Below are 19,128 nucleotides of genomic sequence, written 5' to 3'. Positions count from 1 at the left end.
GGGGCGGGGCTAAAACGCAGATCCCGCCAGCGCATCGATAGCTCCCTGCAGGATCACTGCCGCCGCATGGCTGTCGATTCGCTCGGCGCGTTTTCCGCGGCTGAAATCCTGCGCGATCATGTCGCGTTCGGCGCTGGCGGTGGACCAGCGCTCGTCCCACAACAATACCGGCAGGCCCAGCGGCTCTAAATTGCGGGCATAGGCACGGCTGGCCTGCGCGCGGGGGCCTTCAGAGCCATCCATATTGAGCGGCAGGCCGATCACGATGCCCTTCACGCTGCGTTCGGCGATCAGGGCTTCCAGCTTGGCCTTGTCGGCAGTGAACTTGCCCCGCGGCAGGGTCTTGCCCGCCGTGGCGAAGCTCCAGCCAGCATCGCAGAAGGCCGTGCCGATGGTCTTGGTGCCGACATCCAGTGCGATCAAAGCGCCGCCGCCGGACAGGGCCTCGCGCAATTCAGGGGCGCGGGTTGTGATCATGCCGGGGGCGTCCATTGCTTCACACGGGCCGTGACGTCCTGCTGCAGGTTCTTCCAGAACAGCGGGATGTCATAGACGTGGTAATTGTTGCCCGGCAGCACGGCAGGACCAAGCACGGGCGGATCGCCGATCAGCAATATGCCGCTGGCATCGCAGCGTGCAGGAACTGCACCGGGCGTCAGCGTGGCATCGGTTATCGCGGCGTTGGGCACCAGTGTGCCCAGATTGGCGCTGGCAGGTGCCGAATCGGCGGATTTGCCGGTGAGCGGATTGCTGCACAGGATCGCACTGCCCTTGCGCGGCTGCCCGTCGAATCCCGCCGAGGCGTTATAGCGTTCCAGCATTTGGCCAGTATCGGCAGGCTCGGCAAAGCTCACCCAGCTCTGGATGCAGCCCGCCTGATGGAGGACCGAGCAGGCCGGCAGGCCGAGCGCGGGAAGATCGTGCTGCAGCGAGACGGGCCAGCCGATGGCATAGACCATGGCGATCCGCTTCTGCGCCGGGGTGCCGGCGATATGCTCGGCCAGCAGGCGCAGCAGGTGGACGGAACCCTGGCTGTGGCCCGCCAGCACGATGGGTTCCTCAGCGGGAATCTGCGTCAGGAAATAGTCGAAGGCCTGCTCGACATCGCGATAGGCGGCATCCAGCGCCTTGTCGGCCTTGGGATCTTCCGTGAGGAAGGAGCCGAAAGCGGCCTGGCGATAGCGGGGTGCCCAGATTTCGCTCGCCTGTCCGAAGGGGCTGGCCATGCCTTTCAGAAAGATCTCCGCCCGGTCGTTGGCGGTAGAATCGTCCAGCGAGGCATTCCAGCCTGTCTTTTCCAGATAGGAAGTCGGGTGAACGAAGAAGACGGCGAAGCGCGTGTCGCCAGCCTTCTGTACGCTCCCGCCCGGCTGCCAGCGCACCAGATTGTCGCCCTTGCCGGGGCGGGCGAACCACATTTGCGGATCGGCATAGGCATTGGCGGCAAGCGGCTGCTGCTCTTCGAACTCTGCCGTGGGGACAAAGGCGAAGGCAGTCAGTTCATTGGACCAGATGCGCAGGGCAAAGAAGGTGCCGATCACCAGCACGATGCCGGCTGCAACGATATAGAGGAAGATTCGCGCGGCTTTCACTGTGCCTTTGCCTTTATGCCGGGCCTATGCCCCGGCCTGCTGCGCTTCGCGCGCAGCATCGTATTTCGCGGAACGGCGCTCCAGCGCCACCTTGATCATCGCCACCAGCGGGTCTGCCAGCGCAAGCCCGAGAATGCCGAACATCACCCCCAGCACGAGCTGGGTGGCGAGCACGAGCGCCGGGGCGAGGTCCACCGTCTTCTTGGCGATAAGCGGGACGAGGATGTTGCCGTCGATCGTCTGCACGAAGAAATAGACGAATATGGTGTAAAGCCCCATCTCCGTTCCGCCGGAAAAGCCCACCAGCACCATCAGCACGCCGGAAATCACTGCGCCGACATTGGGGATGAAGGCCAGAGTGCCGGTGATGAGGCCCAGCAGCACGGCCATGGGCACCGGCTGGCCATCATTCACCAATGCGTAGCCGGCCAGCATCGCCCAGGTGAAAATGCCTTCCACCACCATGCCGAACAGGCGCCCACCCAACAGGTGCCGTAGCTGGCGCGCCATCAGCGATCCGGTGATGTAGAAATCCTCGCGCCGGTTTTCCGGCAGCATCCAGGCAATGCCACGCTCGTACAGCCTTGGCTCCAGCGAGATATAGATACCCAGGAAGCCGATCAGGATCAGGCTGGCAATGCCGCCCAACAGGCCGCTCAGCGCGCGGGTAACGGTGCCCACGCCGCTGGCCAGCTGGCTGCCAAAGCTCTGCAAGGCATTGGCATCCACGGCCACGCCTCGATCCTGTGCCCATATGGCCCATGCATGGATCTGTTCCTCGACGATTCGCGGCAGTTCCGCCGCCTGCTGGGCAATCGTCGTTCCGGCATAGACCACCATGCCGATCAGGAAGGCGACGCCTAGCGTGAGGACAATGGCAATGCGCCAGCCGCGCCCTATCTTCAGCACACGGCCCAGAAGGCGGGCGCCGCCGTCGATCATCGCGGCAAAGACCATGCCGCCGAACACCACCAGCAGCGAGCGGGCCATGTAGACCGTAAGGATGGCGCCACCCACCACCAGCACCCACATGAAGGCGCGGCGCGCCTCGAAGGCAAGCTTGGGGTCGGCAATCTGCGCGGGGCTGGAACCTACCTTGCGTTCATCGTCCCGCACGGGCCTTGCGTCACTTTCCGCCATCTCCACTCCCGTTCGCAGCGGCCGGTTCGGCCTTGGCGGGGCGCAGGCTAGTCCAGGCGCGACCGTCGCGGAAGGCATTGAACCAGGTAAGGGGATTCCAGGTCATCGAACCATCGAGCGAGAAGGTGATGAATTCCGCCCGTCCGCCGATGCTGGACAGCGGAACCGGGCCGCCCAGGCCATTGGCAATGGGCTTTGCCGGCACGCGGCTGTCGGCCGAATGGTCGCGATTGTCGCCCATCAGGAACACATGGCCTTCAGGCACGGGGCGCTCGACATAATCGTCGTTCATCTGGATCATGTCGTCGATCACAAGATAGCTGACGCCATTGGGCAGCGTCTCGCGATAGGTCGGCGGCTCGTAATATTCCTTGCCGTCGGCATCGCGTACGCGGAACTTCTCGAAGTCTTCAAGGCAGGGGCGCGGCACACCTGCGCCATCGGGGCAGGTCTGCTGATCCACCGGAATGCGCACCGGCGGCACAACCTGCCGGGGGACGAGCTTGCCGTTGAGGATGATTCGCCCGTTCACCAGGGCGATTCGATCGCCGGGCAGGGCGATGACACGCTTGATGTAATCTTCCGGACGATCCGGTGGCACGGCGATCACGACATCGCCATATTCAGGCACACGGCTGGCGATCTTCCAGTCGCTGCGGGGCAGGAGGTGGAACGTGGCCGAAACCCAGCTCCAGCCATAGGGATATTTGCTCACCACCAACCGGTCACCCACCAGCAGGTTGGGCACCATGGATGTGGAAGGGATATAGAAAGGCTTGGCGATCAGGCTGTGGAAGGCAAGCACGGCCAGCAGCATCAGCACCAGCCCGCGAATCTCCGCGAACCAGTTGACCTTTTCTTCCTTCTTCACACCTGCGTCGGGCGAGGCTGCGGGAGTGGAGGGCGGGGCGTCGGGGCCATCTGCGGAAGCAGCCGGATTGTTCACGTCTTCGGAATTCACAGCTTGCGCGCCTCTATCACGACGAAGGCCTGCGCCCATGGATGGTCATCCGTGAGCGTCAGGTGAACGATTGCCGCATGGCCTTCGGGGGTCAACTCCTGCAGGCGGGCGAGGGCGCCTCCCTGCAATTCCAGCGTCGGCGCGCCCGAACGGGCATTCACCACGCCAATGTCTTTCATGAACACGCCCTGCTTGAAGCCGGTGCCCACCGCCTTGGAGAATGCCTCCTTGGCGGCGAAACGCTTGGCAAAAGTGCCGGCGCGGGTGTGGGGGCGGCGGGCAGCCTTTGCACGCTCGATCTCGGTGAAGACGCGCGCCTCGAAGCGATCGCCCCAGCGGTCGAGCGAATTCTGGATTCGCTCGATATTGCACAGGTCTGAACCCATGCCGATGATCATCCGCGCGCCTCGTCCATCAGATTGCGCATATGCCTCACGGCCACGTCCAGTCCGGTAAAGATCGCCTCGCCCACCAGATAATGGCCGATATTCAGTTCGGCGAGCTGGGGAATCGCCGCAATCGGCTGCACGTTCTCGTAAGTCAGACCATGGCCGGCATGGGGTTCGATCCCGTTGCGGGCGGCAAGGGCAGCCATATCGGCAATGCGCTTCAGTTCCGCCGCGCGCTGCTCGCCCGTGGCATGGGCATATTCGCCCGTATGCAGTTCCACGATGGTGGCGTTCAGCCGCAGCGCGGCTTCGATCTGCTGCGGCTTCGCTTCGATGAACAGGCTGACGCGAATCCCCGCATCGAGCAGCTTGCCGACAATCGGCGCAAGCTGGTTGTGCAGCCCGGCCGCATCCAGCCCGCCTTCGGTAGTGCGTTCCTCGCGCTTTTCGGGAACGATGCAGGCCGCGTGCGGCTTGTGACGCAGCGCGATCTCCAGCATTTCCTCGGTCGCGGCCATTTCCAGGTTGAGCGGCAGGTCAGTCGCTGCCTGGATGCGGGCCAGATCGGCATCCCGGATATGGCGCCGGTCCTCGCGCAAGTGGGCGGTGATTCCATCGCCGCCCACGGAAGCCACGATTTCCGCCGCGCGCACAGGATCGGGATGATCCCCGCCGCGCGCATTACGGATGGTCGCGACGTGGTCGATATTGACGCCCAGCCTCAGGCGTCCGGGGGTGAGAATGGCGCTCAACGGTCGGCTTTCTCGTCAGTCCTTGCGGCTGCCGGGCTTGGTAACCGGCCTGGCAGCGAGTTCGGGGGGCAGTTCATCTTCCGCATAGGTTGGGAAAGACAGTTCCACCAACGGATAGAAAGGCACCTTGAAATCGACCGAACCGCCTGAACGGTCGACCAGCGAGGCGGCGGCGATCACCTTGCCGCCCGCCGCGCGGATCGCGTCCATCGCTTCGCGGCTGGAAAGGCCTGTGGTCACCACGTCTTCCACCATCAACACTTTTTCGCCTTCCTTCAGGGCAAAGCCGCGACGGAATTCGAACGTGCCGGTGGGGCGTTCCACGAACATCGCTTCCACGCCCAGCGCGCGGCCCATTTCGTGGCCGATGATTACGCCGCCCATGGCAGGCGAAACCACCTTGGAAATCTGCTGGCGCAAGTCGCGCGGCAACTTGGCGGCGAGGGCCGCAGCAAGGCGCGATGCGCGCATCGGGTCCATAAGAACGCGTGCGCATTGAAGGTAATAGGCGCTGTGGCGGCCTGAGGAGAGCTTGAAATGCCCTTCAAGCAGCGCCTCGCTTGCGCGGAACTCGGAGAGGACCTCGTCTTCGGTCATTATGATTCTCTAATATGCCCTGTTGGTACGATTTGGGATGCCCCGTTGTGCTGCAATGCATCGGGGCTGTCGAAAATTATCCCTAGAAGCGCTTGAGGCAGTGGGCAAGCGCGCGTATAGGCCCCGGCAAAACCAGCCCCATTCGGGGTTCCCACGGGCGTGCTTGCCCCCAAGATAACGAGCGGAAAGCGTCAGACAGATGAACTTCGGCGAGACCCTTCGTACCACGGTCACTTCCTTGAAGACCCTCTCGCTGGGCCTTGCCGGCGCAGTGCCTCTTGCTCTCCTGCCCAAGGCTGCCCTTGCGCAGGAAGCTGCCGCGACTCCGGCTGCAGCCGATGCTGCTGCTCCTGTTGCGGACGCCGCGGCTGCAGCTACACCTGCGGCTCCCACTTACACCCCGCTCGGCCCGGACATGATCAAGGGCCAGCCCGAACCCGGCGGCATCTGGCTGCAGTCGCAGCATTCGCCGATCGGCCACGATGCAAGCTGGATGCACGACTATGTGCTCACCCCGGTGATCATCGCGATTGTCGTGCTGGTTCTTGCGCTGCTGCTGTTCGTGATGATCCGCTTCAACCGTCGCGCCAATCCGGTGCCGTCGAAGACCAGCCACAACACCCTGCTGGAAGTGTTGTGGACGGGCGTTCCGATCCTGATTCTGGTGCTGATTGCGGTTCCCTCGCTCAACCTGCTGGCCGAACAGTACAAGAGCGCACCGAAGGACGCGCTCACCGTAAAGATCACCGGCTATCAGTGGTACTGGGGCTATACCTATCCCGACAATGGCGGGTTCGAAGTGATCTCGAACATGATGCCGGAAGAAGAAGCCGAAGCTAAGGGCTTCCCGACCCATCTGGAAGTCGATCATCGCATGGTCGTGCCCGTGGGCGTTCCGATCCGCATCCAGACCACTGCGGCCGACGTGATTCACTCCTTCGCGGTGCCTTCGCTCTGGTTCAAGCTTGACGCCGTCCCCGGCCGCCTGAACGAAAAGGTTCTGCAGATCGACGAGCCGGGCATCTATTACGGCCAGTGCTCCGAACTGTGCGGCGTGCGCCACGGCTACATGCCGATCGCCGTCGAAGCCGTTCCGCAGGAAAAGTTCGAACAGTGGATTCTGTCGCAGGGCGGTGAAATGCCCGGCAAGGAAGCTGCTGCGCCTGCAGCCGCCGCAGCCGTTCCCGCTGCCGCGCCGGCTCCCGCCGAAACCGCTACGCCGGGCGCTGCCTGAGCCGTTTGAAGATTAGATCAGAAGGTCGAAAGTAAAGCCATGGCAACCATCGCCGATACCTTCCAGGCTCACTCGGAAGAGCATCACCACGACGCCGACCACAAGCCGAGCTTCTTTGCCCGGTGGTTCATGTCCACCAACCACAAGGACATCGGCACGCTGTATCTGATCTTCGCGATCTTCGCGGGGATCGTAGGCGGCGGCATCTCGGGCATCATGCGCGAGGAACTGCGCGAGCCCGGCATTCAGGTGCTCGGCAAGGTCGCCATGCTGCTCAACGGCGGCGCGGTCGATTTCGACCAGCAGCTCCACCTGTGGAACGTGCTGATCACGGCGCATGGCCTGATCATGGTGTTCTTCCTGGTCATGCCGGCCGTTATCGGCGGCTTCGGCAACTGGTTCGTTCCGATCATGATCGGCGCGCCGGACATGGCCTTCCCGCGCATGAACAACATCTCGTTCTGGCTGACCTTCATGGGCTTCTGCTCGCTGATGATCTCGCCGTTCATGTCGGGTGGCACGGGTAATGGCGCAGGCGTGGGCTGGACGGTCTATGCGCCGCTTTCCACCACCGGATCGCAAGGCCCGGCAATGGACTTCGCCATTTTCGCGCTGCACCTTGCCGGTGCGGCCTCGATCATGGGCGCGATCAACTTCATCACCACCATCTTCAACATGCGTGCGCCGGGCATGACCCTGCACAAGATGCCGCTGTTCGTATGGTCGGTGCTGGTCACTGCCTTCCTGCTGCTGCTGGCTCTGCCGGTGCTCGCTGCTGCGATCACCATGCTGCTGACCGACCGCAACTTCGGCACGACCTTCTTCGACGCTGCCGGCGGCGGTGACCCGCTGCTGTACCAGCACCTGTTCTGGTTCTTCGGTCACCCCGAAGTGTACATCATGATCCTGCCGGCCTTCGGCATCATCAGCCAGATCATCTCGACCTTCAGCCGCAAGCCCGTGTTCGGCTATCTCGGCATGGCCTATGCCATGGTCGCGATCGGCGTCGTCGGCTTCATCGTGTGGGCTCACCACATGTATACGGTCGGCCTCGACGTGAACACGAAGATGTACTTCACGGCTGCCACCATGGTCATCGCGGTGCCCACCGGCATCAAGATCTTTTCGTGGATCGCAACGATGTGGGGCGGCTCGCTGGAGTTCAAGAGCCCGATGGTCTGGGCCATCGGCTTCATCTTCCTCTTCACCGTTGGCGGCGTGACCGGCGTCGTGCTGGCCAATGGCGGCATCGACGACGTGGTGCATGACACCTATTACGTGGTCGGCCACTTCCACTACGTGCTGTCGCTGGGTGCGGTTACCGCCCTGTTCGCCGGCTTCTACTACTGGTTCCCGAAGATGAGCGGCCGGATGCACAGCGAACTGCTGGCGCACATCCAGTTCTGGATCTTCTTCGTGGGCGTGAACATGATCTTCTTCCCGATGCACTTCCTCGGGCTGCAGGGCATGCCGCGTCGCTATCCGGACTACACCCCGGCGTACCAGCACTGGAATGAGATCGCGACCTACGGCTACTACATCATGTCGCTGTCGATCGTGGTGTTCTTCATCAACATCATCTACGCCTTCACGGCTGGCAAGAAGGCTGCCGACAACTATTGGGGCGAAGGCGCGACCACGCTCGAATGGACCCTGTCGAGCCCGCCGCCGTTCCACCAGTTCGAAACCCTGCCGGTGATCAAGGACGACGATCACCACTGATAGGGTGGCAACGGCCGGGCTGGTGCCCGCCGGGCCGACCGACGGTAAATCGGGTGGGGCGCGCCGCAACGGTGCGCCCCTCCTTGTAACAAGCGGCAACGGCCGGTTCGGCCAGTCCGTGTTGAAAGACTTATGACGACCTCCACTGCGATCCAGCTCCCGGCCGACTGGCGCGATTTCTTCGCGCTGACCAAGCCGCGTGTCATGAGCCTGGTGGTGTTCACCGGCCTGTGCGGGTTACTGGCAGCGCCGGGCCATATCCATCCAGTGCTGGGCTTCACTGCCGTATTGTGCATCGCCATGGCAGCAGGCGGGGCAGGGGCGCTGAACCAGTGGTGGGAAGCCGACATCGATGCGGGCATGAAGCGCACGGCGCGACGCCCCCTGCCGCAAGGCAAGATGGACCCGACTTCGGCGCGAGATTTCGGCGTCGGCCTGTCGGTTGCCGCAGTGCTCATCATGGGCCTTGCGGTGGGCTGGCTGGCCGGGGCGATCCTTGCGCTCTCGGTCGTCTACTATGCGGTGATCTATACCATCTGGCTCAAGCCGCGCACCCCGCAGAACATCGTGATCGGCGGCGGGGCAGGGGCTTTCCCGCCACTGATCGGCTGGGTGGCTGTTACCGGCGATGTCACCCTGATGCCGGTGCTGCTGTTTGCGATCATCTTCTTCTGGACGCCGCCGCATTTCTGGGCGCTGGCCCTGTTCGTGAAGTCCGATTACGCAAAGGTCGGCATTCCGATGATGCCGGTGGTCGCGGGCGAGGCATCCACTCGCAAGCAGATTCTGGCTTACAGCATTCTGTTGCTGCCGCTTTCCGCCGCGCCGTGGTTCATCGGCGGAACTGGTGCGGTTTACGGGATCGCGGCGCTGGCGCTGTCTGGCGTATTCCTCGTGCTGTCTTTCCCGGTGGCCTTTCGTCAGCGCACGGGCGATGACGATGCGATGAAGCCGGAAAAGCGGCTCTTCGCATTTTCGGTATTCTATCTTTTCGCGCTGTTCGCGGCTCTGGTTGCGGACCGGCTGCTTTCGGTGCAGGGAATTATCTGATGAACATGACGCCCGAAGAACAGGCTGAATTCACTCGCCGCCGCAAGGGTCGCAACCTGGTGGTTGCCGGGCTGCTGCTGGCATTCGTGGTGCTGTTCTTTTTCATCACCATCGCCCGGATCGGTGGCGCGCAATGAGTGGGCAGGGGTCTGACACCGCCCGGCGGAACAACCGCAAGGTCGGCTTCATGGCCTTTACCCTTGCTGTCGGGATGCTCGGGCTGGGTTATGCCTCGGTGCCGCTTTACCGCATGTTCTGCCAGGTGACCGGTTTCGGTGGCACGCCGCAGATCGCCAGCGAGGCCAAAGCCGCAGCGGTGAACGCCACGGGCGAGACGATCTCTGTCCGCTTCGATGGCAATATCGCGCCCGATGTACCGTGGAATTTCAAGCCTGAGCAGGTGACGGAAACCGCCCGGCTGGGCGAGCGCAAGATCGCCTTTTTCATCGCCCGCAACAATTCCGACAAGCCGGTGACCGGTCAGGCGAGCTACAATGTCGAGCCGGAACAGGCAGCGCCCTATTTCAACAAGATCCAGTGCTTCTGCTTCACCGAGCAGACGCTGCAGCCGGGCGAGGAAGTCCGGATGCCGGTGACCTATTATGTCGATCCCGCGATTCTCAAGGACGAGAATGCGAAGGACGTCGAACAGATCACCCTGAGCTACACATTCCACAACCTTGACGGGAAGGGCTCCTAAGCTCTGGACCGCAGGCGATCTGCAGATTAAGGGGCGCTCACAAGGCTCTGACAGGGGCGCCACGCAAGACCAACCAGGAAGCAATCCATGGCCGGCACGAAGAACCACGATTACCACATCCTTCCCCCCGACATCTGGCCGCTGACCGGCTCGTTTTCGGCGCTTGTGTTCACCACCGGCATGGTGATGTTCATGCATGAGATGTCCGGCGGGCATCTGGTTGTCGGCCTGGGGCTTGCCGGCCTGATCGCCACTTTCTTCAGCTGGTTTTCCAACATCATCAAGGAAGGCCGCGAAGGTCACCACACTCCGGTGGTGCAGCTGCACATGCGTTACGGCATGATCCTGTTCATCGCTTCGGAAGTGATGTTCTTTGTCGGCTGGTTCTGGAGCTGGTTCGATTTCGCGCTGTTCCCGAACCAACTGGCCGAAGTTATCGGCGGTCAGTTCCCGCCCAAGGCGATCGAAGCGGTCATGGACCCCTTCGCCCTGCCGCTGCTGAACACGCTGATCCTGCTCTGCTCGGGCACCACGCTTACCTGGGCGCACCACGCGCTGATCCATGGTGATCGCACTTCGGTGAAGAAGGGCCTTTGGCTCACCATCATCCTGGGCGTGCTGTTCAGCTGCATCCAGGCCTATGAATATATGCACGCGCCGTTCGGCTTCGGTGGCAACACCTACAGCTCGGCCTTCTACATGGCGACCGGCTTCCACGGTTTCCACGTTATCGTGGGCACGATCTTCCTGATCGTCTGCCTCGTGCGCACCTATAAGGGCGACTTCACCCCGAAGGAGCACTTCGGCTTCGAAGCGGCTGCCTGGTATTGGCACTTCGTCGACGTGGTGTGGCTGTTCCTCTTCGCGGTCGTCTACATCTGGGGCGGCTGGGGTGCGCCGATCCACTGATCGGCACCTGAGGTGAACAAACCCGAATCAATCAAGGAAGGGCAGCCCGCAGCAGTGCAGGCTGCCCTTCTTGGTCTTTGCCCCCGCTGCGGCTCGAAGACCCTGTTCGGCGGGCTGGCCCGCTTCGCGCCGAGCTGCAAGAGCTGTGGGCTGGACTTCAGCCAGTTCAACGTGGGCGATGGGCCTGCGGCCTTCCTCACCCTGATCATCGGCGCACTGGTGGTGATCCTGGCGCTGTGGCTGGAATTCTCCGTTCACCCGCCTTTCTGGGTGCATATCCTGATCTGGATTCCGGTCATTGCCGGATCGACGATCTGGGGCCTGCGCGTCAGCAAGGCATGGCTGCTGCAGGCGGAATATTGGCGCAAGGCCAAGGAAGTCACTTGCAGCGATGTGGGCGGCGATGCCGATTCCAAGGGGCAAGAGTGACGCGACGTATCCCGATTTTCGCGACCATCGTCGTTCTGCTGGCCGTCGCCACAATGGTGGGGCTGGGCATATGGCAGTTGCAGCGGGCAAGCTGGAAGGAATCGCTGCTGGCGCATTACCGGCAGGCGCTCACCATGTCCTCGCAGGCCGATTGGCCGAAGAGCAAGGCCGAGGTGGAAGGTGCGCTCTATCGCCACGCGACGATCGATTGCGCCAAGGTGCTCTCGCTGGACGCCGTTGCCGGGCATAATCAGGCAGGCGAAACAGGGTGGGCGCAGGTCGCGCGCTGTACGATCCCCGGTGCGGGTGAGGCCGATGTCGTGCTGGGCTGGTCCGCCGGCCCGCAGGAGCGTCCTCAATGGGCAGGCGGCGAAGTCCAGGGCATCATCGGTCCGGGGCGTGATGGAGAGGCTCGCCTGATCGCATCCCCGCCGCTGGCAGGCCTGCAGGCCAATGCCGCGCCCGATCCGGCCGACATTCCCAATAACCACATGGCCTATGCGTGGCAGTGGTTCTTCTTCGCCGCGACCGCGCTGGTTATCTATGCGATTGCACTGCGCAAGCGGATGCGGGGCTGACAGGGTTCCTGCGCGCTGAGGGAGGGCGAGGGCAGGGCAGCCCTATTTATACATCCCTTCGCGCAGGTTGATCCCGTGTTCGATCCACATCTTCAGCGCACAGAGCATCTGGCTCCAACCCTGACAATTGCCATAACTCGCCTTGAGGCCGCCCGGCGTGGGGCGCCAGCCTTCTTCTGCGATCTCCACCAGCGTGCGTCCGTCTTCCAATGGTTTGAACAGCATGGTCACGGTGGTGCGGTAATCGACCGGGGTCAGTTCCCCGCCATCGACATTGGGCGCTTCCCCTTCTGCCGCATCCCATTCCAGCACGATGCGTTCATCGGGCACTACTTCGGTCACGTAAACGGGGAAGGCGCCCGGAAAGTCGTGGAAGTCCCACGTCACCACAGATCCGGTTTCCAGGCGGCCCTTCGCACCACCGGTGGTGAAGTAGGCTGACAGCTTTGCCGGATCGGCCACCGCTTCGAACACGTCGTGGACCGGGCGGGCAATCCGCGCTGCCACTCTGAACTTCAGTTCCATCGCGCGATCCTTCCGCTTGAGTCGCAGTGAATTATGTTATAAAAATATAACATGTCAATCGACGCAGAGATGGACCTCGTCTTCAGGGCTTTGGGCAACGCCACCCGGCGGGCGATCTGCGATGAACTGAAACTGCGCCCGCTCACTACCAGTCAGCTGTGTGCCTGCTTTCCGGCGTTGGATCGCTGCACGGTGATGCAGCACCTCAAGGTGCTGGAGAAGGCCGGGCTGGTCGTGCCGGTGCGCAAGGGGCGGGAAAGGTTCAACCATCTGGATGCCATGCCGATCCAGCAGATCCATCGGCGCTGGATCGGCCCTCATGCGGCAGGCGCGGCAGCCGGGCTGCTGGCGCTGAAAGGCGCGCTGGAAGGGGAGGGCGTGGGGGAAGAAGCGTAGCGCTTCGAGGTGCCCCTCTCAAAGCTACATTTTCCTACACATGCCCATCTGTGCCATGTCGCCTGCAAGCCGATTTCGCGGCAAGTGGCGAGGGACGATGGTGGTGCGGACTTGCGCGGTGACACGAGGCCGAACGAAAGGTCACAGTCCATTTTGGGAATTCCCGCACAGGCTGCTGACCTGCAACGGAAATTTCGGGAAAGGTCACAAGGTTTCGCGGGTGGTTCTGTGTCACCTTTCCCATGGCACCTGGGGCCTGCCTGAATGCGCCCCATCCGGCGCGGCGAATACGCCTCGCTGCCCATCCGGGGTTTCCTTTGCCGGGCGGTGCGATTAAGGCGCGCGCCATGCTTTACGTCTCCACTCGCGGCAGCGCCCCGGCGCTCGATTTCGAAGGTGTCACTCTGGCCGGGCTGGCCTCGGATGGCGGGCTTTACGTCCCCACCGAATGGCCGCGCTTTACCGAGGCCGAGATTGCGGCGATGGCCGGGCTTCCCTATGCCGAACTGGCGGTGAAGGTGATGAAGCCTTTCGTCGAAGGCAGCCTGACGGATGAGGAACTGCTGGGCCTGTGCCGCAGCGCCTATGGCACCTTCGCCCATGATGCAGTGACGCCGCTGAAGCAGTTTGACGAACAGCACTGGCTGCTCGAACTGTTCCATGGCCCCACGCTGGCCTTCAAGGATGTGGCGCTGCAATTGCTGGGCCGCCTGTTCGAAACCTTCCTGTCCCGCCGTGAAGACCGCCTGACTATCGTTGGCGCGACTTCGGGCGACACCGGTTCTGCCGCGATCGACGCAGTGGCGAACCGCAAGAACATCGACATCTTCATGCTGCATCCGCGCGGCCGGGTGAGCGACGTGCAGCGCCGCCAGATGACCACGGTGCTGGCGCCCAATGTCTATAACATCGCCATCGAAGGCAGCTTCGACGATGCGCAGGCCATGGTGAAGCGCATGTTCGGCGATACTGCCATGACCAGCCGCTTCAACATCGCGGCGGTGAATTCGATCAACTGGGCACGCCTGATGGCGCAGGTAGTCTATTATTTCGCCTGCGGGGTGCAGCTTGGCGCGCCTTACCGCAATGTGGCCTTCTCCGTGCCGACCGGCAATTTCGGGGACGTGTTCGCGGGCTATGTCGCGGCCAAGATGGGCCTGCCGATCGAACGGCTGATCGTGGCGACCAACGTCAACGACATTCTCCACCGCGCCCTGTCGGAAGGCGATTATTCGGCCGGAACGGTCACGCCCACTGCCGCGCCTTCGATGGACATTCAGGTCAGCTCCAATTTCGAACGCCTGCTGTTCGATTGCGGCGGGCGCGATGGCCTGGCCCTGGCCGAGCAGATGCGTGGCTTCGAAGCGAGCAAGGCCATGCGCCTCACCAATGCGCAGCGCGAAGGGGCCTCCGCCCTGTTCACCAGCGCCCGCGCCGATGGGGACGAGACCATGGCCGCCATGCGCTGGGCGGCGGACCATTGCGCCGAGATCATCGATCCGCACACTGCCATCGGCCTGCACGCCGCGCGTAATGCCGGGGTGGATAAATCCGTGCCGGTGGTGACGCTGGCGACCGCTCACCCGGCCAAGTTCCCCGATGCCGTGGAACAGGCAACCGGCGTCCGTCCGGGCCTGCCCGCCCGCGTGGGTGACCTGTTCGAGCGGGAAGAGCGCTACGTCCAGCTGCCGGGCGAATATGATGCCATCGCCGCCTATGTGGCGGAGCATGCGACGCCGAACGCGGCATGAAACATCCGCTCAGCCTGAGCCTGTCGAAGGCCACGCTGCAGCGGTTGCCGTCGCGCATGTGCTTCGACAAGCTCAGCATGAACGGGTTTAGGTGCGGGAGGACACAGAGTGGCAGATCTCGCACTTGATCCCCTGATCCTGGCGGGCGAGGGCTGGGCTCATTACGGGCTGGTCGATAGCGGCCATGGCCGCAAGCTGGAGCGCTACGGTCCGTTCCGCTTCATTCGGCCGGAGCCACAGGCCATGTGGACTCCGCGCCTTGCGGATTGGGACGCGGATGGCGAATTCGTGCCCGGTTCGGACGAGGATGGCGGCGGGCGCTGGCATTTCTTTCGCGAAGTGCCGCGCGAAGGCTGGCCGCTGGAATGGGAAGAGGTGCGCTTCACTGCGCAATGCACACCCTTCCGCCATCTGGGCTTCTTCCCGGACATGGCGCCGGTGTGGCACTGGATGCGCGGGCAGTTGGACGGCAAGCCGGATGCGCAGGCGCTCAACCTGTTCGGCTATACTGGCGTGGGCACGCTGGCGCTGAGCAAGTGCGGGCCGGTCACGCATGTCGATGCCAGCAAGAAGTCGGTCGCGGCGGCGCGCGAAAATGCCTTCCTTTCGGAAATGCAGGACCGGCCGGTGCGCTGGCTGGTGGACGATGCTGCCAAGTTCACCGCGCGCGAAGTCCGGCGCGGCAGGCGCTATGACGGGATCATTCTCGACCCGCCGAAATTCGGGCGCGGGCCGGGCGGCGAGACCTGGCGGATCGAGGAGCATCTTGCTCCGCTGATCGCCGATTGCCGCAGCCTGCTGGACGAGGACAGCCGCTTCCTGTTCCTCACCGCCTATGCCGTGCGCATGTCCAGCCTTTCGCTGGCCGGGCTGTTGCAGGAACATTTCACGGGCCTGCCCGGCAGGATCGAACATGGCGACCTGGCCGTGCGGGAAGACGGGCCGGACGGGCGGCTGTTGCCCACCGCAATCTTCGCGCGCTGGACTCGCGGTGAGTGACGGAGGCCCGGCAAGGGCATAGACATTCGAGGGCGCAGCCAAAGGGGGATTCGCGCTGATGGCATCGGAACCGCATCCGCTCGATGTTGTCCCGCCCGCGCGGATCGCCGTGCTGGTGGAAGAGGTGGGCGTCCGCAAGGTCGGCCTCGGTTTTGTCGAAACCTTCACTCTGGGCGTGCTGGCCGGGGCCTTCATCGCCTTCGGCGCGATGTTCTACACTGTGGTGATTACCGGCAGCGAACTGGGCTTTGGGCCTACCCGCCTGCTGGGCGGGGTGGCCTTTTCTCTCGGGCTGGTGCTGGTGATTGTCGGAGGGGCGGAACTGTTCACCGGGAACAGCCTGATCGTGCTCGCCCGGGCCAGCGGCAGGATCACGACGGCTGCCCTGCTGCGCAACTGGGTGATCGTATGGTGCGGCAATCTGGCCGGCGCGCTGGGAACGGCGCTGCTGGTCCATTTCTCGGGCATATTGTCACTGGGCGATGGGGCGGTGGCGGCAAAGGCACTGTCGCTCGCCGATGCCAAGCTGGCGCTTGGCCCGATGGAGGCTTTCACGCGCGGCATATTGTGCAACATCCTCGTCTGCCTGGCGGTATGGATGTGCTTCGCGGCGCACAATGTTGCGGGCAAGGTGCTGGTTATCATCTTCCCGATCACGGCCTTCGTGGTGCTCGGCTTCGAGCATTCCGTGGCCAACATGTACCTTATCCCGGTGGCGATGCTCCAGTCGGGCGCGTTCGATATGACCGGGCTGGCCGCCAATCTCGCGCTCGTGACGGCGGGCAATGTCGTGGGCGGGGGCGTGCTGGTGGCGCTGATCTACTGGCTGATCTATCGTCGGCCCCATTCCGGGTGACGAGCGCCCGATCGGCCGAATGCTGGACATCGGCGCGTTCCGGTGCAAAGGGCGCGCAAAATCATAAGCAGGGCAACGATGTCTGACAGCCTCTACCTCGAAGTAGCCGATTTCGAACATGACGTACTGACCGGAATCTATTCGGAAGAGACCGGCAAGGCCCAGCCTTTGCGCTTCAGCCTGCGGGTGAAGCTCAAGGCGGCGGATCGCTACGAGCCGGAAACGCCACTCGATGCCAGCCTCAACTATATGGACCTGAAGTTCGCCGCTTCCGAGGCGCTGGGCGATTCTCGCCACTATCAGCTGATCGAAGCTGTGGCGGAACATATCTGCGACACGCTGTTCCTGCGCGATGATCGCGTTGAGGAAGTCGCGGTCAAGATTGTGAAGCTGGCGCTCAGTGAGGCGAATGAGCAGATCGGCATTACCCTCACGCGGCAGCGCCGGGCAGGCTGATGCAGGCGGTGCTGCGCATTCAGGGCCTGCCGGAGGCGGCACTCGATGCCGCGGCGGCCTTTCATGCGCGCTATCTGCCCGCCATCCGCAAGGAACTGGCAAGCGGGGCGGAGGCTCTGGTGCTGGTTTTCCCCGAGGCGCCTTACAACCACACAGGCTGGCGCAAGGCCGCCATCGCCGACCTTGCCCGCGATGCCGCGCCCAAGCGGGTGAATGGCGTTGAAGGGCCGGAAGGAGAGCCGGTGGAGGCCGTGCTGCAATGGCTGGCCCATGCGCCTGGGATCACCGGGCAGCTTCTGCCGGTCGATCCAGCGGCAGGGAATCACGGGGCGGGTAATTTCCCGAATTAGTGCTATATGACATTCGTGAGCACATCTTCGGCCCCCCTGGTGGACGCCTTCAACCGGCGGATAACCTATCTGCGCCTTTCGGTGACCGACCGGTGCGACCTGCGCTGCACTTATTGCATGCCGGAAAAGATGACCTTCCTGCCGCGCAAGGATGTGCTGAGCCTTGAGGAACTGCACAAGCTTGCGCTGGGCTTCATCGATCGCGGTATCACCAAGATTCGCCTGACCGGCGGGGAGCCGCTGGTGCGGCGTGATGTGATCGAACTGGTCCGCGCGCTCGGCCGCAAGATCGGCGATGGGCTGGAAGAGCTGACCATCACCACCAATGGCACTCAGCTTGAACATTTCGCGGACGATCTGGCCGCCGCAGGTGTGAGGCGCATCAATGTCTCGCTCGACACGATGGATGGGGTGCTGTTCCAGCGCCTTTCCCGTCGCGACAAGCTGAACGACGTGCTGCGCGGCATTGCCGCCGCGCGCGAGGCCGGGCTGAAGGTGAAGCTCAACACCGTGGCGTTGAAGGGCCTCAACCAGGAGGAAATCCCCTTCCTTATCGAATGGGCGCATGCCCATGGCCACGACATCACCCTGATCGAGACCATGCCGCTGGGCGATGTGGAAGAGGAGCGGGTGGACCATTACCTGCCGCTGCCCGTTGTGCGCGACGAACTGGAGAAGCGCTGGACGCTGGTGCCTACCGATGTGACCACCGGTGGCCCCTCGCGCTATGTCGATGTGGCGGAGACGGGCGGGCGCCTGGGCTTCATCACGCCGCTGACCAATAATTTCTGCGCGGGCTGCAACCGTATCCGCGTGACGGCCACCGGCCAGCTTTATGCCTGCCTTGGCGGCACGGAGCAGGTGGACTTGCGCGCGGCGCTGCGTTCCGACGAACCGGAGCGCAACCTTTCCGAAGCGCTCGACCTGCTGATGCGGATCAAGCCGGAGAAGCACGACTTCAGGATCGAGCGCGGAGCTGCTCCGGCCCTGTCGCGCCACATGTCGCTGACGGGCGGTTGATCCCATGGGCGTGAAGTTCGTCTTTCTCGGCAAGCTTGCCGACCTTGCCGGCGCCCATCAGCGGGACTTCGTGGAAGCCGACGGACTGGTCGACTGGACCGATTTGGTCGCCTGGCTGGAAGTGTGGAGTTCGCCCGATCTCTCCAACGCGATTGCCGGGGAAAAGGTGCGAATCGCGATCAACGGGGAATTGCTCAAGGACAAGGCTGCATTCGCCGCAAGGGATGGCGATGAGGTGGCCTTCCTGCCCCCCGTCAGTGGAGGCTGAGATGCGCGATGTGCGCCTGCTCGCCGCCGCTTTCGATCCGGGGGCGGAGATTGACGCATTTTCCGCCGTCCATGCTGAGGCGGGTGGCGTGGCGGCCTTTGTCGGCAAGGTTCGCCCCACTGGCGGCTGCGAGGCGCTGGAGCTTTCGCATTACGAGCCGCTTACCCTGCCTGGCATGGAGGGGCTGGCCGATGCGGCGCTTGGCCGATTCGATCTGTCCGGCATTCTGCTGGCGCATCGTGTCGGCGTGCTGAGGCCGGGTGAACCGATCGTGCTGGCCGTCGCCGCCGCGCGCCATCGCCGTGCAGCGATCGAGGCGGTGGACTTCGCCATGGATCACCTCAAGAGCGATGCGTGGTTCTGGAAACGTGAAAAGCGTGCCGATGGCTGGCACTGGATCGAACCGCGCGCCGAAGACCATTCCGATCTGGCGCGCTGGAAGAGGTAACGCGGA

25 protein-coding genes are annotated in these 19,128 nt (G+C 63.3%); 17 read left to right on the top strand and 8 right to left on the bottom strand.

Features of this window, described 5'->3' with window-relative positions; genetic code table 11:
* Window positions 1-9 precede the first annotated feature (9 nt).
* The 7 genes from ruvX to pyrE all read right to left on the bottom strand — a co-directional run bounded on the left by ruvX (window position 10) and on the right by pyrE (window position 5,431).
* The gene (gene ruvX / locus SZ64_RS08565) at window positions 10-477 is read right to left on the bottom strand and encodes a Holliday junction resolvase RuvX (RefSeq protein ID WP_156313582.1); all 468 of its coding nucleotides are present in this window, start codon (window positions 475-477) and stop codon (window positions 10-12) included.
* Window positions 474-1,592 carry a DUF3089 domain-containing protein gene (locus SZ64_RS08560; protein ID WP_054530432.1) on the bottom strand — a complete coding sequence of 373 codons (1,119 nt, stop codon included), beginning with the start codon at window positions 1,590-1,592 and terminating at the stop codon, window positions 474-476. The genes ruvX and SZ64_RS08560 overlap by 4 nt, the downstream gene beginning before the upstream one ends.
* 24 nt (window positions 1,593-1,616) lie before the next feature.
* The gene (locus SZ64_RS08555) at window positions 1,617-2,732 is read right to left on the bottom strand and encodes an AI-2E family transporter (RefSeq protein ID WP_054530431.1); all 1,116 of its coding nucleotides are present in this window, start codon (window positions 2,730-2,732) and stop codon (window positions 1,617-1,619) included.
* Entirely contained in the window at window positions 2,719-3,603 is an 885-nt protein-coding gene (gene lepB / locus SZ64_RS08550; RefSeq protein ID WP_241773095.1) for a signal peptidase I, read from the bottom strand. Before lepB ends, SZ64_RS08555 begins: the two co-directional genes overlap by 14 nt.
* 86 nt (window positions 3,604-3,689) lie before the next feature.
* Complete coding sequence (gene acpS, locus SZ64_RS08545) at window positions 3,690-4,091, bottom strand: holo-ACP synthase (protein ID WP_054530430.1); 402 nt, start codon at window positions 4,089-4,091, stop codon at window positions 3,690-3,692.
* Window positions 4,088-4,834 (bottom strand): pyridoxine 5'-phosphate synthase, encoded by a 747-nt coding sequence (locus tag SZ64_RS08540; RefSeq protein ID WP_054530429.1) that lies wholly within the window; start codon window positions 4,832-4,834, stop codon window positions 4,088-4,090. The genes acpS and SZ64_RS08540 overlap by 4 nt, the downstream gene beginning before the upstream one ends.
* Before the next feature lie 15 nt (window positions 4,835-4,849).
* Complete coding sequence (gene pyrE / locus SZ64_RS08535) at window positions 4,850-5,431, bottom strand: orotate phosphoribosyltransferase (protein ID WP_054530428.1); 582 nt, start codon at window positions 5,429-5,431, stop codon at window positions 4,850-4,852.
* A gap of 199 nt (window positions 5,432-5,630) precedes the next feature.
* On the opposite strand from pyrE, the gene coxB reads away from it, so the two are divergent.
* The 8 genes from coxB to SZ64_RS08495 all read left to right on the top strand — a co-directional run bounded on the left by coxB (window position 5,631) and on the right by SZ64_RS08495 (window position 12,053).
* Window positions 5,631-6,665: a cytochrome c oxidase subunit II gene (gene coxB, locus SZ64_RS08530; RefSeq protein ID WP_054530427.1), complete on the top strand. Its 1,035-nt coding sequence runs from the start codon at window positions 5,631-5,633 to the stop codon at window positions 6,663-6,665.
* A 39-nt stretch (window positions 6,666-6,704) separates the two neighbouring features.
* Entirely contained in the window at window positions 6,705-8,387 is a 1,683-nt protein-coding gene (gene ctaD / locus SZ64_RS08525; RefSeq protein WP_054530426.1) for a cytochrome c oxidase subunit I, read from the top strand.
* Window positions 8,388-8,519: 132 nt separating this feature from the next.
* Entirely contained in the window at window positions 8,520-9,437 is a 918-nt protein-coding gene (locus SZ64_RS08520) for a heme o synthase (protein WP_054530425.1), read from the top strand.
* Window positions 9,437-9,574: a hypothetical protein gene (locus SZ64_RS18795; RefSeq protein WP_193391557.1), complete on the top strand. Its 138-nt coding sequence runs from the start codon at window positions 9,437-9,439 to the stop codon at window positions 9,572-9,574. The genes SZ64_RS08520 and SZ64_RS18795 overlap by 1 nt, the downstream gene beginning before the upstream one ends.
* On the top strand, window positions 9,571-10,137 hold the full coding sequence (locus SZ64_RS08510) for a cytochrome c oxidase assembly protein (protein WP_054530424.1): 567 nt from the start codon (window positions 9,571-9,573) through the stop codon (window positions 10,135-10,137). Before SZ64_RS18795 ends, SZ64_RS08510 begins: the two co-directional genes overlap by 4 nt.
* A gap of 87 nt (window positions 10,138-10,224) precedes the next feature.
* A complete protein-coding gene (locus SZ64_RS08505) occupies window positions 10,225-11,046 on the top strand; it encodes a cytochrome c oxidase subunit 3 (protein WP_054530423.1) in 822 nt (273 codons plus the stop codon).
* 12 nt (window positions 11,047-11,058) lie between these two features.
* Window positions 11,059-11,475 carry a DUF983 domain-containing protein gene (locus SZ64_RS08500; protein WP_054530422.1) on the top strand — a complete coding sequence of 139 codons (417 nt, stop codon included), beginning with the start codon at window positions 11,059-11,061 and terminating at the stop codon, window positions 11,473-11,475.
* Entirely contained in the window at window positions 11,472-12,053 is a 582-nt protein-coding gene (locus tag SZ64_RS08495; RefSeq protein WP_241773011.1) for an SURF1 family cytochrome oxidase biogenesis protein, read from the top strand. Before SZ64_RS08500 ends, SZ64_RS08495 begins: the two co-directional genes overlap by 4 nt.
* A gap of 42 nt (window positions 12,054-12,095) precedes the next feature.
* Here SZ64_RS08495 and SZ64_RS08490 read toward each other — a convergent pair whose 3' ends face one another.
* Entirely contained in the window at window positions 12,096-12,578 is a 483-nt protein-coding gene (locus SZ64_RS08490; protein ID WP_054530421.1) for an SRPBCC family protein, read from the bottom strand.
* A 51-nt stretch (window positions 12,579-12,629) separates the two neighbouring features.
* Here SZ64_RS08490 and SZ64_RS08485 point away from each other — a divergent pair, with 51 nt between their 5' ends.
* The 9 genes from SZ64_RS08485 to SZ64_RS08445 all read left to right on the top strand — a co-directional run bounded on the left by SZ64_RS08485 (window position 12,630) and on the right by SZ64_RS08445 (window position 19,122).
* Window positions 12,630-12,974, top strand: coding sequence for a helix-turn-helix domain-containing protein (locus tag SZ64_RS08485; protein WP_054530420.1), 345 nt, complete (start codon window positions 12,630-12,632; stop codon window positions 12,972-12,974).
* A gap of 347 nt (window positions 12,975-13,321) precedes the next feature.
* Window positions 13,322-14,725, top strand: a complete 1,404-nt coding sequence (gene thrC, locus SZ64_RS08480; RefSeq protein ID WP_054532164.1) for a threonine synthase — start codon at window positions 13,322-13,324, stop codon at window positions 14,723-14,725.
* A 108-nt stretch (window positions 14,726-14,833) separates the two neighbouring features.
* On the top strand, window positions 14,834-15,724 hold the full coding sequence (locus SZ64_RS08475; protein WP_054530419.1) for a class I SAM-dependent methyltransferase: 891 nt from the start codon (window positions 14,834-14,836) through the stop codon (window positions 15,722-15,724).
* Between the two features lie 58 nt (window positions 15,725-15,782).
* Window positions 15,783-16,580, top strand: a complete 798-nt coding sequence (locus tag SZ64_RS08470; RefSeq protein WP_054530418.1) for a formate/nitrite transporter family protein — start codon at window positions 15,783-15,785, stop codon at window positions 16,578-16,580.
* A 78-nt stretch (window positions 16,581-16,658) separates the two neighbouring features.
* Window positions 16,659-17,036 (top strand): dihydroneopterin aldolase, encoded by a 378-nt coding sequence (locus tag SZ64_RS08465; RefSeq protein WP_054530417.1) that lies wholly within the window; start codon window positions 16,659-16,661, stop codon window positions 17,034-17,036.
* Window positions 17,036-17,386: a Rossmann fold domain-containing protein gene (locus SZ64_RS08460; protein ID WP_054530416.1), complete on the top strand. Its 351-nt coding sequence runs from the start codon at window positions 17,036-17,038 to the stop codon at window positions 17,384-17,386. Before SZ64_RS08465 ends, SZ64_RS08460 begins: the two co-directional genes overlap by 1 nt.
* 6 nt (window positions 17,387-17,392) lie before the next feature.
* Window positions 17,393-18,406: a GTP 3',8-cyclase MoaA gene (gene moaA, locus SZ64_RS08455; protein ID WP_054530415.1), complete on the top strand. Its 1,014-nt coding sequence runs from the start codon at window positions 17,393-17,395 to the stop codon at window positions 18,404-18,406.
* 4 nt (window positions 18,407-18,410) lie between these two features.
* Window positions 18,411-18,674 (top strand): MoaD/ThiS family protein, encoded by a 264-nt coding sequence (locus SZ64_RS08450; RefSeq protein ID WP_054530414.1) that lies wholly within the window; start codon window positions 18,411-18,413, stop codon window positions 18,672-18,674.
* A gap of 1 nt (window position 18,675) precedes the next feature.
* Entirely contained in the window at window positions 18,676-19,122 is a 447-nt protein-coding gene (locus SZ64_RS08445) for a molybdenum cofactor biosynthesis protein MoaE (protein WP_054530413.1), read from the top strand.
* Window positions 19,123-19,128: the final 6 nt, after the last annotated feature.

It is taken from the genome of Erythrobacter sp. SG61-1L, assembly GCF_001305965.1.
GTDB lineage: Bacteria > Pseudomonadota > Alphaproteobacteria > Sphingomonadales > Sphingomonadaceae > Andeanibacterium.
The sequence above is the reverse complement of the archived record's forward strand: the minus strand, read 5'-3'. Positions and strand labels throughout refer to the sequence as shown.

Bases quoted from the DNA above. Each gene is read 5' to 3' on its own strand.
- ruvX (WP_156313582.1), bottom strand. From the start codon at position 477: ATGATCACAACCCGCGCCCCTGAATTGCGCGAGGCCCTGTCCGGCGGC.
- SZ64_RS08555 (WP_054530431.1), bottom strand. From the start codon at position 2,732: ATGGCGGAAAGTGACGCAAGGCCCGTGCGGGACGATGAACGCAAGGTA.
- acpS (WP_054530430.1), bottom strand. From the start codon at position 4,091: ATGATCATCGGCATGGGTTCAGACCTGTGCAATATCGAGCGAATCCAG.
- pyrE (WP_054530428.1), bottom strand. From the start codon at position 5,431: ATGACCGAAGACGAGGTCCTCTCCGAGTTCCGCGCAAGCGAGGCGCTG.
- coxB (WP_054530427.1), top strand. From the start codon at position 5,631: ATGAACTTCGGCGAGACCCTTCGTACCACGGTCACTTCCTTGAAGACC.
- ctaD (WP_054530426.1), top strand. From the start codon at position 6,705: ATGGCAACCATCGCCGATACCTTCCAGGCTCACTCGGAAGAGCATCAC.
- SZ64_RS08520 (WP_054530425.1), top strand. From the start codon at position 8,520: ATGACGACCTCCACTGCGATCCAGCTCCCGGCCGACTGGCGCGATTTC.
- SZ64_RS18795 (WP_193391557.1), top strand. From the start codon at position 9,437: ATGAACATGACGCCCGAAGAACAGGCTGAATTCACTCGCCGCCGCAAG.
- SZ64_RS08510 (WP_054530424.1), top strand. From the start codon at position 9,571: ATGAGTGGGCAGGGGTCTGACACCGCCCGGCGGAACAACCGCAAGGTC.
- SZ64_RS08505 (WP_054530423.1), top strand. From the start codon at position 10,225: ATGGCCGGCACGAAGAACCACGATTACCACATCCTTCCCCCCGACATC.
- SZ64_RS08490 (WP_054530421.1), bottom strand. From the start codon at position 12,578: ATGGAACTGAAGTTCAGAGTGGCAGCGCGGATTGCCCGCCCGGTCCAC.
- SZ64_RS08485 (WP_054530420.1), top strand. From the start codon at position 12,630: ATGTCAATCGACGCAGAGATGGACCTCGTCTTCAGGGCTTTGGGCAAC.
- thrC (WP_054532164.1), top strand. From the start codon at position 13,322: ATGCTTTACGTCTCCACTCGCGGCAGCGCCCCGGCGCTCGATTTCGAA.
- SZ64_RS08470 (WP_054530418.1), top strand. From the start codon at position 15,783: ATGGCATCGGAACCGCATCCGCTCGATGTTGTCCCGCCCGCGCGGATC.
- SZ64_RS08465 (WP_054530417.1), top strand. From the start codon at position 16,659: ATGTCTGACAGCCTCTACCTCGAAGTAGCCGATTTCGAACATGACGTA.
- SZ64_RS08460 (WP_054530416.1), top strand. From the start codon at position 17,036: ATGCAGGCGGTGCTGCGCATTCAGGGCCTGCCGGAGGCGGCACTCGAT.
- moaA (WP_054530415.1), top strand. From the start codon at position 17,393: ATGACATTCGTGAGCACATCTTCGGCCCCCCTGGTGGACGCCTTCAAC.
- SZ64_RS08450 (WP_054530414.1), top strand. From the start codon at position 18,411: ATGGGCGTGAAGTTCGTCTTTCTCGGCAAGCTTGCCGACCTTGCCGGC.
- SZ64_RS08445 (WP_054530413.1), top strand. From the start codon at position 18,676: ATGCGCGATGTGCGCCTGCTCGCCGCCGCTTTCGATCCGGGGGCGGAG.